The sequence below is a fragment of the Haloferax sp. AB510 genome (assembly GCF_024136985.1).
Classification (GTDB): Archaea; Halobacteriota; Halobacteria; order Halobacteriales; family Haloferacaceae; genus Haloferax.
In genome coordinates this window covers 1-705 of record NZ_JAMYJY010000229.1, presented here as the reverse complement: position 1 = coordinate 705, position 705 = coordinate 1, and the positions used below count along the sequence as shown (strand labels likewise).

Annotated in this window: 1 protein-coding gene; it reads left to right on the top strand. The window is 62.8% G+C overall.

Annotation, left to right across the window (positions count from 1 at the left end; all coding sequences use genetic code 11):
- Positions 1–705, top strand: a 705-nt coding sequence (locus tag NKF06_RS20730; protein ID WP_253246473.1) for an ABC transporter ATP-binding protein, incomplete at both ends; no start/stop codon positions are given.

Here is a 705-nt window from a genome sequence, read left to right as displayed (position 1 = left end):
ACTCGAACACGTAAGCAAGCACTACGACGACGTAACGGCGGTCGACGACATGAACCTCGATATCGACCACGGCGAATTCATCTGCTTTGTCGGCCCGTCGGGCTGTGGGAAGTCGACGACGATGGAAAGCATCGCTGGACTCACGAAACCGAGTGAGGGAGAGATCCACATCGGGGACCGGGAGGTGACGAACCTCCCGCCGAAGGACCGCGGGGTGGCGATGGTGTTCCAGAACATCGCGCTGTTCCCCCACATGGACGTCTACGACAACATCTCCTTCGGGCTCCGCCTCCGCAACTACGACAAGGAGGAAATCGAGCGCCGCGTCGAGCGCGCCGCCGAAATCGTCCAGTTGCAGGGTATGCTCGAACGCATGCCCGACGAGATGTCCGGCGGGCAGCGACAGCGCGTCGCCATCGCCCGCGCCATCGTCCGTGAGCCCGATGTCTTTCTCATGGACGAGCCGCTCGCGAACCTCGACGCGAAGCTCAAGGTCCACATGCGGACCGAACTCCAGCGCCTGCACAAGGAACTGGACACGACCATCATCTACGTCACCCACGACCAGGCGGAGGCGATGACGATGTCCGACCGCATCGCGGTCATCGACTCCGGCCAGCTCCAGCAGATCGACCCGCCGCTCGTCTGTTACAACGAGCCGGCGAACCTGTTCGTCGCGGGCTTCATCGGCTCGCCCTCGATGAA